The sequence below is a fragment of the Bradyrhizobium sp. USDA 4473 genome (assembly GCF_054063335.1).
The window spans coordinates 1,290,532-1,303,397 of sequence record NZ_JBSSGE010000001.1; the positions used below are offsets into that span (position 1 = coordinate 1,290,532).

Annotated in this window: 11 protein-coding genes and 1 pseudogene; 5 read left to right on the forward strand and 7 right to left on the reverse strand. The window is 65.1% G+C overall.

Annotated features, from left to right (window positions below):
* The first annotated feature begins 71 nt into the window (after positions 1-71).
* Entirely contained in the window at positions 72-740 is a 669-nt protein-coding gene (locus ACVW17_RS06040) for an MBL fold metallo-hydrolase (RefSeq protein WP_456751071.1), read from the forward strand.
* A gap of 15 nt (positions 741-755) precedes the next feature.
* Here the strand turns inward: ACVW17_RS06040 and ACVW17_RS06045 are convergent, their stop codons facing one another.
* From ACVW17_RS06045 to ACVW17_RS06055, 3 genes are read right to left on the reverse strand one after another with little or no spacing between them, the layout of a single operon-like run.
* Positions 756-1,925, reverse strand: a complete 1,170-nt coding sequence (locus ACVW17_RS06045) for an extracellular catalytic domain type 1 short-chain-length polyhydroxyalkanoate depolymerase (RefSeq protein WP_456751072.1) — start codon at positions 1,923-1,925, stop codon at positions 756-758.
* Positions 1,926-1,957: 32 nt separating this feature from the next.
* Positions 1,958-2,158 carry a hypothetical protein gene (locus tag ACVW17_RS06050; RefSeq protein WP_456751073.1) on the reverse strand — a complete coding sequence of 67 codons (201 nt, stop codon included), beginning with the start codon at positions 2,156-2,158 and terminating at the stop codon, positions 1,958-1,960.
* Entirely contained in the window at positions 2,134-3,540 is a 1,407-nt protein-coding gene (locus ACVW17_RS06055; RefSeq protein ID WP_456756353.1) for an MFS transporter, read from the reverse strand. Before ACVW17_RS06055 ends, ACVW17_RS06050 begins: the two co-directional genes overlap by 25 nt.
* Before the next feature lie 390 nt (positions 3,541-3,930).
* Here ACVW17_RS06055 and ACVW17_RS06060 point away from each other — a divergent pair, with 390 nt between their 5' ends.
* Positions 3,931-5,172 carry an LLM class flavin-dependent oxidoreductase gene (locus ACVW17_RS06060; protein ID WP_456796865.1) on the forward strand — a complete coding sequence of 414 codons (1,242 nt, stop codon included), beginning with the start codon at positions 3,931-3,933 and terminating at the stop codon, positions 5,170-5,172.
* 903 nt (positions 5,173-6,075) lie between these two features.
* On the opposite strand, the gene ACVW17_RS06065 is transcribed toward ACVW17_RS06060, so the two are convergent.
* Together ACVW17_RS06065 and ACVW17_RS06070 are read right to left on the reverse strand one after the other, a co-directional pair.
* Positions 6,076-7,095: an adenylate/guanylate cyclase domain-containing protein gene (locus ACVW17_RS06065; RefSeq protein ID WP_456751075.1), complete on the reverse strand. Its 1,020-nt coding sequence runs from the start codon at positions 7,093-7,095 to the stop codon at positions 6,076-6,078.
* Positions 7,096-7,118: 23 nt separating this feature from the next.
* Positions 7,119-7,961 (reverse strand): SDR family NAD(P)-dependent oxidoreductase, encoded by an 843-nt coding sequence (locus ACVW17_RS06070; RefSeq protein ID WP_456751076.1) that lies wholly within the window; start codon positions 7,959-7,961, stop codon positions 7,119-7,121.
* Between the two features lie 178 nt (positions 7,962-8,139).
* Here ACVW17_RS06070 and ACVW17_RS06075 point away from each other — a divergent pair, with 178 nt between their 5' ends.
* Together ACVW17_RS06075 and ACVW17_RS06080 are read left to right on the forward strand one after the other, a co-directional pair.
* Complete coding sequence (locus tag ACVW17_RS06075; RefSeq protein ID WP_456751077.1) at positions 8,140-9,102, forward strand: sensor histidine kinase; 963 nt, start codon at positions 8,140-8,142, stop codon at positions 9,100-9,102.
* Between the two features lie 203 nt (positions 9,103-9,305).
* Positions 9,306-11,079: pseudogene (locus tag ACVW17_RS06080) on the forward strand (putative bifunctional diguanylate cyclase/phosphodiesterase).
* A 154-nt stretch (positions 11,080-11,233) separates the two neighbouring features.
* Here ACVW17_RS06080 and ACVW17_RS06085 read toward each other — a convergent pair.
* Positions 11,234-11,842, reverse strand: a complete 609-nt coding sequence (locus tag ACVW17_RS06085) for a carboxymuconolactone decarboxylase family protein (protein ID WP_456751079.1) — start codon at positions 11,840-11,842, stop codon at positions 11,234-11,236.
* 176 nt (positions 11,843-12,018) lie between these two features.
* On the opposite strand from ACVW17_RS06085, the gene ACVW17_RS06090 reads away from it, so the two are divergent.
* Entirely contained in the window at positions 12,019-12,423 is a 405-nt protein-coding gene (locus tag ACVW17_RS06090) for a YccF domain-containing protein (RefSeq protein WP_456751080.1), read from the forward strand.
* Between the two features lie 15 nt (positions 12,424-12,438).
* Here ACVW17_RS06090 and ACVW17_RS06095 read toward each other — a convergent pair whose 3' ends face one another.
* Complete coding sequence (locus ACVW17_RS06095) at positions 12,439-12,696, reverse strand: GCG_CRPN prefix-to-repeats domain-containing protein (protein ID WP_456751081.1); 258 nt, start codon at positions 12,694-12,696, stop codon at positions 12,439-12,441.
* Positions 12,697-12,866 lie beyond the last annotated feature (170 nt).

Consider the following 12,866-nt stretch of genomic DNA (forward strand, 5'->3'; position numbering starts at 1 on the left):
GGATCACACGCCGGGGCAGGCGTATGTCCCGTGCGTGTTGACGGCATTGCCGGGAAGCCTATGGTGCCTCCATGACCGAGACAACCGAGACCAAACCGAAGGCCGGCGCGATCATCGTGCCGGTGACGCTGTTCGAACAGAACTGCACCATCATCTGGCATGAGCCGACCAAGAAGGCGGTGGTGATCGACCCCGGCGGCGACGTCGCCAAGATCCAGGCCGCGATCAAGCAGACCGGCGTCACCGTCGAGAAGATCTGGCTGACGCACGGCCATATCGACCATGTCGGCGGTGCCGCCGAATTGCGCGACGCGCTGCAGGTCAAGATCGAGGGCCCGCACATCGCCGACAAATATCTGCTCGACAACGTGGTCTCGAGCGGCGAGCGCTTCGGCATGACCGGGATGCGCAATTTCGGCCCCGACCGCTGGCTCGACGAGGGCGATCAGGCTTCGATCGGCGACCTCACCTTCGACATCCTGCACTGCCCCGGCCATTCGCCGGGCAGCGTGGTGTTCTTCAACAAGGAGCTGCGCTTCGCGCATGTCGGCGACGTCCTGTTCGCCGGCTCGGTCGGGCGCACCGACCTGCCCGGCGGCAGTCATGCGACGCTGATCCAGTCGATCAAGCAGAAGCTGTTGCCGCTCGGCGACGATGTCGGCTTCATCTGCGGCCACGGCGCCGGTTCGAGCATCGGCCAGGAGCGGATGACGAACCCGTTCCTGACCGGCGAGATGTAGCTACTTCATCAGCCGTTACTTCATCAGGCCTGCGGCGGTCAGCGCCCGCGTGATGACGGCGCTGACGTCGACACCTTTGCTGCGCCGCTTGCGCGGCCGGTCGCTCTTGCGGCCGGATGCGGGCTCGGCCACGGGCACTGGGATGGTCATCGAGATCGTGTCCGCGCGCTCGCGCGGCACACCGGTCGGTGCGATGTGCGGCTGACGGACCTGATCGGTCAGGCCGAAGAAGGTCGCGATGTGATAGGACGAGGAGATCCCGGCCTCGATCAGGAACGCGCCCTCCACGCCATACCGCTCATCATTGTCGGCAAGCCCGAGCGGCGTGCCATGCGCCATGTCGGTGATCGAGTAGGACTCGACCAGGGTCTCGCCGTCGGCGTTCCACCAGACCTCGCGCGGATGGCCGTCGATATCCGACTTCGACATCGCCGTGAGCGGCAGGCCGTGCACGTCGAGCCATTGCCGCACGATCGCATCGGCATTGCCGGGATGCACGGTGCGGTCGGCGCTGCCGTGCCACACCGAGATCTTCGGCCAGGCGCCGCTATGCGTCGACGCGTTGCGAACGAGGCCGCCGAGTTCCGGCGCGGACAGCGAACTCGCATGCATCATCGCATGCAGCGCCTCGCGCAGATCGCTGGCAACGCCGAACGGCAGGCCGGCGATGATGGCGCCGCCCGCGAACACGTCCGGATAGGTCGCGAGCATGACGGACGCCATCGCGCCGCCGGCGGACAGTCCCGTCACATAGACACGCTTCGGATCGATCGCATGCGCGCCGACCATGTGCGCGATCATCTGCCTGATCGAGGCGGCCTCGCCCTGATCGCGCGCGATGTCCTGCGGATTGAACCAGTTGAAGCAGGTGTTGCCGTTGTTGATCGCCTGCTGCTCGGGCATCAGCAGCGCAAAGCCGTAATGCGCCGCGAGCGCCGACCAGCCGGCGCCGAGATCGTAGGACGCGGCGGTCTGGCCGCAGCCGTGCAGCACCACGACGAGTGCCGGTGACCGCGCAAGCTGCGCGGGCACGAACGAGTACATCTTCAGATCGCCGGGGTTGACGCCGAATTCGGTCGTCTCGACGAGCGGCGTCGGCACGGCCGGCGCAAGCGCGCCGAGGCCGCTGAACGCGTTCATCTTCGGCAGATGACGCAAGAATTCGACGTTGTTGACCAGGGACAACAGCAGCTCCTGAGGTGATTTATTGTTCTGTGTCACCCGAGCAGATAATTGTTGCACTGCAAAATGAAAAGGCCGTGTGCTGTCTTTCCCTGCGGAATTGTGAGAATCGGCGTTAACGCGTGATCGCGGCGAGGATCGGCCGAAATAGTTGCCGTAGCACCTTGTTTGAGCATGAACTTTTGGAAAGATCGCGCGTGCGTCACCGGATTCATGCGCTGGCGCGGCGCATCCATGACAGAAATGCGGCCGAAATAATGATCGACAGCACAAACAATGCGCATGCTGCAAACAGCGCCAGACGTGTCGATGTCGCGCTCTCGACGGCGAAGAACACCGCGCCGATCGCGGCAACGCCGGCCGCGTTGCCGATCTGCGTCGTGGTGCCGTACATGCCGGAGCCGGCGCCGGCGCTGGCCGGCTTCACGCTCGACAGCACCGCGCTCGACAGCGGCGCCATCACCAGGCCCTGGCCGTAGCCGAAGATCACAAGCACCAGCGCGAGCAGCAGCGCCGATGGTGCTGCGACCATCTCGACCGTCGCAACCAGCACCGCAATCCCTGTGATCTGCAAGGCGCAGCCTTCGATCAGCACCAGCGTGCCGCGATGCCGGGCGCGCGCGCCGCTGTGGCGCGAGGCGATCACGAAGGTCAGCGCCAGCGGCACGAACACCAGCCCGGCCCAGAGCGGTGGGATCTGCAAGCCCTTCTGCATGAACATCGTCATGATCAGGTAGAAGGACAGATTGGCGAAGAAGAAGAAAAACACCGCGACCAGGCCGCGCATGAAGGCTGCGTCCGCCAACAACGACAGGTCGATCAGCGGCATGCCGCCGCGGCGTGCGACGCTGCGCTCGAGCCGCACGAAGCCTGCGATCACAGCAACGCCCGCGGCCATCACCAGCCACACAAACGGCGCCCATTGCACATCGTGACCGAACAGCAGCGGACCGATCAGGCACAGCAAGCCCACGAACAGCACGATCGCGCCGGGAAGATCGAGCCGCGTGCCGGCGCGACGCGGCACCGTCGGCATGATCTTCAGCGCGGCTGCGATGATGACGACGCCGAACGGCACGTTGACGAAGAACACCGCGCGCCAGCCGAGGCCTAAGAGATCGAGCGTCACCAGCGCGCCGCCGAGCGCGAATCCGGTCACGCCGGCGAGCCCCAACACGATGCCGTAGATGCCGAAGGCCCGCGCACGGCTGGCATCCGAGAACAACAGATGCAGCGTCGCCAGCACCTGCGGCACCATCAGCGCCGCGGTCGCGCCTTGCGCCAGCCGTGCGACGATCAGCTCCGGGCCGGACTGCGCCAGACCGCACCACAGCGAGGTCACCGAGAAGCCGGCGACGCCGGCGATGAACACGGTCCTGGTGCCGTGGATGTCGCCGAGCCGGCCGCCGGTGACCACCAGCGTGGCATAGGCGATCAGGTAGATCGCGATCACGGCCTCGATCTGCGCCGGCGTGGCGTGCAGCTCGGCCGCCATGGTCGGGATCGCGACATTGACGATGAAGGCATCGACGCCGAACATGAATTGCGCCGACACCACGATCGCCAGCACCCACCAGCGGCGGGATATCTCCACCGGACTCGAGACGATCTGATGCATGCGCAGCCCTGCCCGAAATGACGTCACGTCCGACATCAGCAGATTCCGGTCATTGGCTCGATTACCTCGGACGTAAGCGTTGCTTCACGGGCGCGTCATCCCTGGCCATCCCGCGCCTGCCCGCGCGACTTGCGTTGATGCGCTGGGAAACATTCCGGACGGCGGCAATCGCCGCCGATTTGCGCAACAACCATGCGGGCGCCGCGGCCTCGGAGCATTGCCTTGCCCGGGGCCACCCCGTAGGTTGGCGGCGAGAGCGTTTTCGAGCGAAGTGGATACCTGTTCGCGTAAAGAAAACGCGTCAAAACCAGCGTCCAGAGCCCCGTTCCGATTCCATCGGAACGGAAAGGGCTCTGGCCCCCGATAACAAAAAGCCGGAGAGAACGACCTATGGCGCGCCTCAAGTTCGGAGCCTTCCTCGCCCCGCATCACCCGATCGGCGAGCATCCGATGCTGCAATTCCGCCGCGACCTCGATTTCGTCGAGCAGCTCGACAACCTCGGCTATGACGAATTCTGGTGCGGCGAGCACCATTCCTCGGGCTGGGAGACCATCGCCTCGCCGGAAATGTTCCTGGCCGCCGCCGGCGAGCGCACCAAGCGCATCAAGCTCGGCACCGGCGTGATCTCGCTGCCCTATCACCACCCCTTCAACGTCGCGCAGCGCATGGTGCAGCTCGACCACATGACCGGCGGCCGCGCCATCTTCGGCTCCGGCCCGGGTGCGCTCGCCTCCGACGCCCATACGCTCGGCATCGACCCGATGACCCAGCGCGACCGCCAGGACGAGGCGATCGCGGTGATCCGCCGCCTGTTCAACGGCGAGCGCGTCACCGCCAAGACCGACTGGTTCGAGATGCACGATGCCGCGTTGCAGATCCTGCCGCTGCAGGAGGACATGCCGTTCGTGGTGGCTTCGCAGATCTCGCCCTCGGGCATGACGCTGGCCGGCAAATACGGCATCGGCATCATCTCGCTCGGCTCGATGTCGACCCAGGGCCTGATGGCGCTGCCGCAGCAATGGCAGTTCGCCGAGGACGCCGCCGCGAAGGCCGGCACCACGGTGAGCCGCGCCAACTGGCGCGTGCTGCTGTCCTGGCACATCGCCGAGACCCGCGAGCAGGCGCGGCGCGAGGCCGGCGCCGGGCTGCTGCGCTGGCACAACGAATATAACGTCGGCACCTTGATGCGGCCGGGCCTCACCGCGTTTTCCTCGGCGGATGAAGCCGTCGACAAGACCGCCTTCGTCGAAGGCGCGGCGTCGACCATCGGCACGCCCGACGATCTGATCAAGATGATCAAGAACCTGGTCGAGGTCTCCGGCGGCGTCGGCTCGATCATCGGCTTCGCGCATGACTGGGCCAATCCGGAAAACACCCGCCGCAGCTGGGACATGGTCGCACGCTATGTGGTGCCCGAGATCAACGGCTATATCGACGGCCTGCGCAAGTCGCGCCAGTTCCTGGTCGACAACCGCGCCGTGTTCGAGCGCGCCGGCCAAGCCGTGATGGCCAAGATCATGCAGAACGACAAGGCCGCCGCCGCCCTCCAGCATACCGGCGCGGGCCGCGTCGCGATCCCGGCCGTGAACGCGCCGGATCTCGCCAAGGAAGCGGCGAACCAGAAGGCGTGAGCGCAGGAGTGCCCTTGGAAGGGTAGAGGGATCGCAAGATCGCGCCGCATCCACCGCCGTCGTCCCGGCGAAGGCCGGGACCCATACGCCGCGGCGGATGTTGTGGATGGGACTCGTTGTTCCGGCGTGGTTCAACAATAGCCATTTGTGGTTGGGTCCCGGCCTTCGCCGGGACGACGATGAGGATGGGGTTCGATTCAATTGCCGCACTCTCGCTGTCATCACCCGCGAAAGCGGGTGATCCAGTATTCCAGAAACGGCTGTGCTTGAGCCGAGAGGCCGCGGCGTACTGGATCGCCCGGTCCCGTCTACGCCAAGGCTTCGACGAGGCAAGCAGTCCGTGGCGCGCCGAAGCTTTAGCGGAGGCGGCGAGCCGGGCGATGACAGTTGTAGGGGGGACGCAGTTTTGTATTCTCGCGACATGAATTGCCCGAGCTTTGCATCTCGTTTCGCCCTCTCACTTCACAGAGGGCGCAGGGAAAGCCGGGTGCCGATCGCACCCATGGGCCCCGTGCAATAGGTAGAAAGCACGGGGGTAGGACCACAGGTGTAACCGGAGCAATCCGGCTTTCCCTGCGCGATGGCTTACGGCTTATACGTGCTCTCCCCGGCGAGACTGGGCTTGTTTGTCACCGTCTTCACAACGCGCATTTGCGCAATCGGAAGAGACACCTACCGCTAGGGCGTCAGGCCTGCACGATTTCGCCGTCCGCCTCATGCGCACTCGTCAGTTGCGCAATCGGCGTCCACCGCATCTCGACCCGCGTTCGTGACGACCGCGAAGCGCCCCTCGATCGGGTGAGACGGACGGAATTGGATCACTGATTTGCCCGACGACGGAAGCGCAAATTTGCCCGTCGGGTTAATTTGTCGCAGTGTGCGCAACTGGGTCCGAGAAATGAACTACGCCACCGCCCCGATCCCGACGACGTCGATGCCGTCGACGCGGCCGCGGATCGGCAGCCGGCCGAGATCGCTCAACGGAAATGGTGGCGGCGCGGCGAAGCGGGCCATCGCTGCGCGTGAGGCGAGGAAGCCGCCATCGACCTTGCGGCTCAGTTCCTCCAGCCGCGCTGCGGTGTTCATGACGTCGCCGTTGAACACGATGGCCGGCTTGACGTCGCCGATCTCGCCGACGATCACGGGGCCGAAATGCAGGCTGCCACGGATCTGCGGCACCGCGCCGAATTCGCGCTCGAACTGCGGCGCCGCCTTTTGCAGCGCGTCGCGCATCGCCACGAAGCAGCGCAGCGGCCGGCAATCGACCGCGCCAAGCTGCTCCGGCCAGGTCACGATGATCTCGTCGCCGACATAATTCAGCACCTCGCCGCGATAATCGACGACCGATTCCGTGAGCAGGCGAAACGTGCGGTCGAGAAAGCGGTGAATGCCGACACCGCCGAGCCGCTCGGCCAGTCCGGTCGATCCCGCGATGTCGACGAACAGCACGAAACGGTTCTCCTCGACCGGTGCGTGATAGCGGCCGGTGACGAAATTCATGAAGACGCGCGGGCCGATCAGCGTCGCGATGCTGAAGCCGAAGTTCAGCACCAGCGAGATCGCGGCGGAATAGGCGATGCTGACCCCGAAATCCCGGATCGAGGTTTGATGCGGCAAGCCGGCGACGCGCTCGCCGACCTGGAGCAGCTGGATGGCAATGATGACGATGGCATAGGCCGCGCTGCGCACCGCCAGAAGGGCGGCAAAGGACAGCCGGTTGAGTCGTTCCGACAGCCGGCCCTGGAAGACAAACAATTCGATCCCGCCGAGCACCACGCAGGACACGAACGCGTAGGCAAACCCCGCGACGAATGCTCCCGCCGAATGACGGCCTTGCGCGAGATTGATGGCGATACTCGCGACGACGCCCGCGACGATGACGGCGCCGAGCGTGCGCAGCTTCCGCTCCAGCCTGGCGTTCATGCCTTCCGTTCCGGCGCGAGTGTCTACCCTGCCCCCTGATCGAACGCCTTGCGCAGCGCGACATAGCCGGCCTGCTGCTGGCTCCAGTTGCGGCCGCCGGTGATGGCGCCGTCGACGACGAGATCGTGGCCGTTGATGAAGCTCGATTCGTCGCTCGCCAGAAACACCGCAGCATGCGCGATGTCGTCGGGCAGCCCTGCGCGGGGGATCGGCTGCGCCGCCTTGTAGACCTCGCGCATCACCGCGGGGGTCTTCTCGGCTGCTTCCGTCGACAACCCGAGCGCCTTGCCGAAAATGCCGGTCGCGATCGCACCGGGCGAGATCGAGTTGACGCGGATGCCGGACTCGCCGAGCTCCATCGCCACGCATTTGGTGAAGTGAATGACGGCGGCCTTCGCCGCGCCATACACCATCGACGAGGAGAAGCCGGCGAGCCGACCGGCGATGCTGCCATTGTTGATGATGCTGCCGGACCCCTGTTTGCGCATGTAAGGCGCGGCATGCTTCATGCCGAGCATGACGCTGCGCACCAGGGTCGCCATCGCCGCGTCGAACCGCTCGACATCGAGCCCTTCGATGCCGCCGGTCTGCGCCGGGCCGCCGGCATTGTTGAACAGGCAGTCGATGCGGCCGAACTTCTCCACCGCAAGCGCGATCAGCGCCTGCATCTGCTCTTCGACCGTGACGTCGGTCTGCCGAAACACGCAATTGCCGCCGAGCTGTTTGGCCAGCGCCTCGCCTTCCGCCGCGCGGCGCCCGGCAACCACGATCCTTGCGCCCTCGGCGACAAACACCTCCGCCGTGCGCAACCCGATGCCGCTGGTCGCCCCCGTGATCACCGCGACCTTGCCGTCCAGCCGTCCCATGCCGGGCCCCCCAACTTAACCTTTGGTGTTGCGGATATTCCCCAGCTGCTTCCATCAACGCAAGCGCGGGCGCGGTTAACTCGGCGAGGTCCGCCTGTGGCCAGAACGCCACAACTGCGGTTTTTCGGTCGCAGCGGCCTTATTTTAGTTCGCCTGTTCACGTGAACTGGAACGAGCGATGGCGAAGTGGATCGACGATTTCAGGGCGGGTTGGCGGGGCGATTCCCAGCCCTCGCTGCTGCTTGCGATCGTCTTCGCAGCGCTTTGTCTGGTTTTGGCCACGACCGCGCGCTTCGGGCTCGCCCAGATCAGGCCCGACGTGTTCTTCACGCCCTATTTCCCGGCGGTGTTCTTTGCGACCGCATTCGGCGGTTTCCGGGTCGGGATCGCAACCGCGCTCGCCAGCGGTCTGCTCGGGGTGGTGCTCAATTTCAGCGGCTCGACCGCCGATCCGGCGCGCTTTGCGCTGCTGATGATCTTCTGGGTGGTGTGCGGCATCGCGATCTGGGGCGTCGAGCACTACCGTTCCCTGGTCGCGCAGCAGCGCGAGGTGTCGCGGCGGCTGCTCGAGGAGGAGCAGTACCGCAAGGTCGTGGTCGATGAATTGCAGCACCGGCTGAAGAACAAGTCCTCGACCATCCACGCCGTGCTGCATCAGGCGCTGCAGGACCGACCCGATGTCTGGCAGCGCATCGACCATCGCATCCGCGCGCTCTCGGCGACCGACGATCTGATCGCGCGGGTCGACGGCTATGGCTGCGATATCAAGGATTTGCTGCGCTCGGAGCTCGGACCTTACGGCCATGTGCGGTTCAATCTGAACGGCGAGCAATTGTTCCTGCCCGCCAAACTCGCGGTCTCGCTCGCGCTGATCTTCCATGAGCTCGCAACCAACGCAGGAAAGTACGGCGCCTTCTCGTCGCCGCGCGGGTTCCTGCAGGTGTCATGGACGGTGGACGATGGCCGTCTCAACGTGATCTGGGACGAGACCGAGGGACCGGTGCTCGAGGCCGTCGGCGAAGCCGGCTTCGGCACCAAGCTGCTGAAGTCGGCGCTGCGGCCGTTCGACGGCAAGACCGAGATCAGTTATCTGAAGACCGGTCTTCACTGCACCATGCAGTGCAAGCTGCCGAGCTGTTGATAAGTCGACTTTCCGGCACACGCGCATGATTGATGCAACCGCGCAGCGCGCAATCGCTTTCACCGGCGGCCGCAGCCGGCATTGATACTCTGTTAATGACGATTGCCGCGACGGCTTGCGAAAGCCGCGCGGGTCTCATTCTGTCACGGCATTTCGCAGGTCCGCTTAACCAAAACTACAACGGACTTTGCCAAGGTCGGCCCATGCATAGTCTCACCAGAAACGATTTTCAGGCGGGCGCGGCAGCGACCGGCGAAGACGACATTTCCAGCAATGAATTGCGCATCCTTCGCGATCTTCTCCAGCTGCTGCCGGCGGGCGTGACCGTCCAGGACGAGCACGGCCAGTTCATCCTGGTGAACGAGGCCGCCGCGAGCCAGTTGCAGCTGGCCGCCAGCGCGACCCAGCCGCCGCCTGTCGACGAACGCCACGCCGCCAATCTCGACCTGCTGCGCAGCGGCCGGCCGGTGGTGCTCGAGGAAGTGCTGTCCTGCGGCGCCTCCAAATACGTGTTCCTCACCGCGCACCGGCCGGTCCAGATCGCCGGCCGCAACCTCCTGATCTCCGCATCGACCGACATCAGCGAGCAGAAGGCGTTCGAGGACCAGCTGTTCCGCTCGGCCTATTACGACGAGCTGACCAGCCTGCCGACCCGTCGGGTGATCGAGCATCGGGTCAACGGCCTGATCCGCGACGATGCACAGAGCCATTTCGCGCTCGCCTTCCTCGACGTCGACAATTTCAAGCACATCAACGACTATTACGGCCACGCGATCGGCGATGCGCTGCTGGTCGAGCTGTCGAAGCGGCTCGGCCACGCGCTGCGCGACACCGATATCCTGTCGCGGATTTCCGGCGACGAGTTCCTGCTGCTGCTGAACCCCGATCAGCAGCAATGACGAGGTCGCCGAATTCATCCATGTGATGCAGGAGCGGCTGAAGGCGCCGTTCTTCATCGAGGAATCCGAGATCTTCGCCTCGACCTCGATCGGCGTCAGCCTCTACCCCGTGCATGGCAGGAGCTACGAGGCGCTGCGCCAGAACGCCGACATCGCGATGTACCGCGTCAAGAACAACGGCAAGGGCTCGACCGCGTTCTTCGACAACAGCATGGAGCGCGAGGCGCTGGCGCGGATGAAGATCGAGCAGTCGCTGCGGCTGGCGATCCTGGAGAAGCGCTTCTGCTGCGCGTTCCAGGCCAAGGTCGACATCCGCACCCAGGAGATCAAGGGCATCGAGGCGCTGGTGCGGCTGCGCGACGACGAGGGCGTGATCCAGGCGCCGGGCACCTTCATCAACCTCGCCGTCGAGCTCGGGCTGATCGACGAGCTGACGTTCCTGGTGCTGGCGGAGATCGTCAAGTCGATCGACCTGATCAACGACACGTTCGGGCCGACCGCGACGATCAGCATCAACGTCGCGGCCAAGCAGGCCGGCAATCTCGAATTCATGCGCCGCTTCGCGCGCGCGATCGAGGAGACCGGCTTCCCGAAGCGCTTCATGATCGAGGTCACCGAGGACGCGTTCGTGACCCGGTCGCATTTCCAGGACCAGATCCTGCCGATCCTGCGCGGCATCGGCGTCGGCATCTCGATCGACGATTTCGGCATCGGCTACTCGTCGCTGTCGGCGCTCGCCGACATCACCGCGGACGAGATCAAGATCGACCGCTCCTTCATCACCGACATCCATCAGCGGCCGCGCAGCCAGGGCATCCTGCGTGCGATCGAATCGCTGAGCGAGGCGCTCGGCATGACCGTGATCGCCGAGGGCATCGAGTCCTACGAGGAGCTCACCTATCTGCAGGCCGCGACCAAGATCCGCTATGCGCAGGGCTATTACTTCGCCAAGCCGATCTTCCTCGAGGATCTGAGGCCGGCGACGCCGGTCACGAGCGAGTCCCGCGCCAGCATGGCGGCACGCCCGGCCCAGGAGAGCCGCCAGAGCTATTCGCGCGCCAGCGGGTTCAGGCGGTAGGCAATCCGCCTCACCTCACCCTGCTTGCGGCAGGGCTATCGCAGATCGCCTGCCTCCGCAGGGACGCACTGCCAAAACCTCGAAAACAACCCCATGCAAAGGAGCCGGCGGTCCAACCCGCTCCCCGTAAAAACGGGGAGAGGGTAAAGTCGGCCTATTTCTCCAGCACCGGCAGCGGCGCGACGCCGTTGTTGGCGGCACCGGCCTGCATCGTGATCAGCGTCATCGACACCAGGTCGTAGTAGCCCATGATGCCGATGATATCCATGATGCCGCGCTCGCCGAACTTCTCCAGCGCGGCCTTGTAGACGGCGTCCGTGACCTTCCGGTCGCGATAAAGCGCGCTGCCGAGATCGTACAGCGCGGCCTCGTCGTCCTTCATGCCGTCCGGCCGCGTGCCCTTGGCGATAGCGTCCGCGATCTTCGGATCGAGCCCGCCCTTGATCGCCAGCGGATAATGGGCGGACCATTCATATTGCGCGGTCCAGTGCCGCGCGGTGATCAGGATCGCCATCTCGCTGAGCCGCGCCGGCAGCGAGGTGTTCCAGCGCAGATACTCCGACAGGTTCGACAGCTTCGGCGCCAGATCGGGATTGCGGATATAGGCGCGGTACGGCGGCGCGGTGAATTTGGCGTTGCGCGGCGGCGCGCTGATCATGTCGGCCCAGGCCTTTTGCGGCGGCGACAGCTCCTCGGCCTTGAGCGGCGCGAAGCGCATGGCATCCTCGGCGCGCGCGGCCTGCACCGAAAATGCCAGCAGCACCAAACTCCCGGCCGAAAGGATCCTGGCCCCAAGAATCCTGGCCCCCAGAATCCTGGACCCATTTCTTTTTCTCATTGTCGTTCTCCCCTTTGAGGCGCGACGCGCCCGGTCCGCACCCTACCGCGGCGCCGCGCGCCGGCCTATATTGAGGGCGGTGTTACGCGAAGGTGTCAGCCATGCAGCCTGTGTCCATCCTCCTGAACGTCCTCTGGATCCTGATCGGCGGCGCGTGGATGGCGTTCGGCTGGCTGATCGCCGCTGTCATCATGGCGGTCACCATCATCGGGCTGCCCTGGGCGCGCGCCGCCTTCAACATCGCGGTTTACACGCTGCTGCCGTTCGGCTCGCGCGCGGTGCGCCGCGATGAGATCACCGGGATGTCCGACATCGGAACCGGACTGCTCGGCGTGATCGGCAACCTGATCTGGTTCATCCTGGCCGGCTGGTGGCTCGCGATCGGCCATCTGATCACCGCGATCCTGCTCGCGGTGACCATCATCGGCATTCCCTTCGCCTGGGCGCATCTCAAGCTTGCCGGCATCGCGCTGTGGCCGATCGGCAAGGTGATCGTGCCGGCATAGCAACAGGCCTGAAGGTTACAGCCAGTCCTTCGTCGCCTGCGAACAGGCCTTGTAGTCGCGCCTCCAGACGAACCCATGGCCGCCGCAGGGCGGACGCGGGCGCGAGGTGGCGGGGCATTCGTTCCACACGCGCGCGCCGGTGCCCCAGCCGTCAATCACGCAGGCGCCGTTCACGGTGGCGTGGCAACCGACGCCACAGCCATCCGCCGCGTTGGCGGGAATCGAGCCGAGCAACGCAGCTGCCGTCAGAACCGCGAGCAAACATCCTCTCATGACGTTCTCCATCAAGCTGTCGGTCGTGATGCTCCATTCGCGCCAACAGCCTAGGCGATCTCAATGCGGCTTGCCATCGAATCGGCGCACACATTGTGGTGTGCGCGCGATGCAATCATGATGCGATCCCATGGGATCGCAGCATGATTGCATGCCATTGTTCGAGCATG

What these genes read in the sequence shown, in the direction of transcription:
- ACVW17_RS06095 (WP_456751081.1), bottom strand. Translation starts at nt 12,696, where the DNA reads ATGAGAGGATGTTTGCTCGCGGTTCTGACGGCAGCTGCGTTGCTCGGC.
- ACVW17_RS06090 (WP_456751080.1), top strand. Translation starts at nt 12,019, where the DNA reads ATGCAGCCTGTGTCCATCCTCCTGAACGTCCTCTGGATCCTGATCGGC.
- ACVW17_RS06065 (WP_456751075.1), bottom strand. Translation starts at nt 7,095, where the DNA reads ATGAACGCCAGGCTGGAGCGGAAGCTGCGCACGCTCGGCGCCGTCATC.
- ACVW17_RS06070 (WP_456751076.1), bottom strand. Translation starts at nt 7,961, where the DNA reads ATGGGACGGCTGGACGGCAAGGTCGCGGTGATCACGGGGGCGACCAGC.
- ACVW17_RS06050 (WP_456751073.1), bottom strand. Translation starts at nt 2,158, where the DNA reads ATGGATGCGCCGCGCCAGCGCATGAATCCGGTGACGCACGCGCGATCT.
- ACVW17_RS06040 (WP_456751071.1), top strand. Translation starts at nt 72, where the DNA reads ATGACCGAGACAACCGAGACCAAACCGAAGGCCGGCGCGATCATCGTG.
- ACVW17_RS06055 (WP_456756353.1), bottom strand. Translation starts at nt 3,540, where the DNA reads ATGCATCAGATCGTCTCGAGTCCGGTGGAGATATCCCGCCGCTGGTGG.
- ACVW17_RS06060 (WP_456796865.1), top strand. Translation starts at nt 3,931, where the DNA reads ATGGCGCGCCTCAAGTTCGGAGCCTTCCTCGCCCCGCATCACCCGATC.
- ACVW17_RS06075 (WP_456751077.1), top strand. Translation starts at nt 8,140, where the DNA reads ATGGCGAAGTGGATCGACGATTTCAGGGCGGGTTGGCGGGGCGATTCC.